The 1,118-nt window shown below is 45.3% G+C and carries 2 protein-coding genes and 1 pseudogene; all 3 read left to right on the plus strand.

The genetic code is table 11. The annotated features are described in order from the left end of the window. A partial coding sequence (locus HMPREF0693_RS19755) for a GTP-binding protein (RefSeq protein WP_004247139.1) occupies positions 1-711 on the plus strand: 711 nt, incomplete at its 5' end. Next, positions 653-946, plus strand: a complete 294-nt coding sequence (locus HMPREF0693_RS19760; RefSeq protein ID WP_345908482.1) for an EF-Tu/IF-2/RF-3 family GTPase — start codon at positions 653-655, stop codon at positions 944-946. The genes HMPREF0693_RS19755 and HMPREF0693_RS19760, both read left to right, overlap by 59 nt. 5 nt (positions 947-951) lie before the next feature. Further along, positions 952-1,116, plus strand: a pseudogene (locus tag HMPREF0693_RS19765) (EF-Tu C-terminal domain-related protein); the annotation flags it as partial. Positions 1,117-1,118: the final 2 nt, after the last annotated feature.

Consider the following 1,118-nt stretch of genomic DNA (forward strand, 5'->3'; position numbering starts at 1 on the left):
GGTAAAACAACTCTGACTGCTGCAATCACTACAGTTTTAGCTAAAACTTACGGTGGTGCTGCTCGTGCATTCGACCAAATCGATAATGCGCCAGAAGAAAAAGCGCGTGGTATCACCATCTCTACTTCACACGTAGAATACGATACTCCAACTCGCCACTACGCACACGTAGACTGCCCAGGTCACGCCGACTATGTTAAAAACATGATCACTGGTGCTGCGCAAATGGACGGAGCTATTCTGGTAGTAGCAGCAACTGATGGTCCAATGCCACAAACTCGTGAGCACATCCTGTTAGGTCGTCAGGTTGGTGTTCCTTACATCATCGTATTCCTGAACAAATGTGACATGGTAGATGATGAAGAGCTGTTAGAATTAGTTGAAATGGAAGTTCGTGAACTTCTGTCTCAATACGATTTCCCAGGTGATGACACTCCAGTAATCCGTGGTTCAGCGCTGAAAGCACTGGAAGGCGAAGCAGAGTGGGAAGCAAAAATTGTTGAATTAGCAGAAGCACTGGATTCTTATATCCCAGAGCCAGAGCGTGCAATTGACAAACCATTCCTGTTACCAATCGAAGATGTATTCTCAATCTCAGGCCGTGGTACAGTAGTTACTGGTCGTGTAGAGCGTGGTATCATCAAAGTAGGTGATGAAGTTGAGATTGTTGGTATCAAAGAAACCACCAAAAACAACTTGTACTGGCGTTGAAATGTTCCGTAAATTACTTGACGAAGGTCGTGCAGGTGAGAACGTAGGTGTTCTGCTGCGTGGTACAAAACGTGAAGAAATCGAACGTGGACAAGTACTGGCGAAACCAGGTTCAATCAACCCACACAACAAATTTGAATCAGAAGTTTATATTCTGAGCAAAGATGAAGGTGGTCGTCACACCCATTCTTCAAAGGCTACCGTCCACAGTTCTACTTCCGTACAACTGACGTAACTGGTACTATCGAATTACCAGAAGGCGTAGAAATGGTAATGCCAGGCGACAACGTGAACATGATCGTTGAACTGATCCACCCAATCGCAATGGACGAAGGTTTACGCTTCGCAATCCGTGAAGGTGGCCGTACAGTAGGTGCGGGTGTTGTTGCTAAAGTATTAGGTTAATT

The organism is Proteus mirabilis ATCC 29906, from assembly GCF_000160755.1.
Taxonomy (GTDB): domain Bacteria; phylum Pseudomonadota; class Gammaproteobacteria; order Enterobacterales; family Enterobacteriaceae; genus Proteus; species Proteus mirabilis.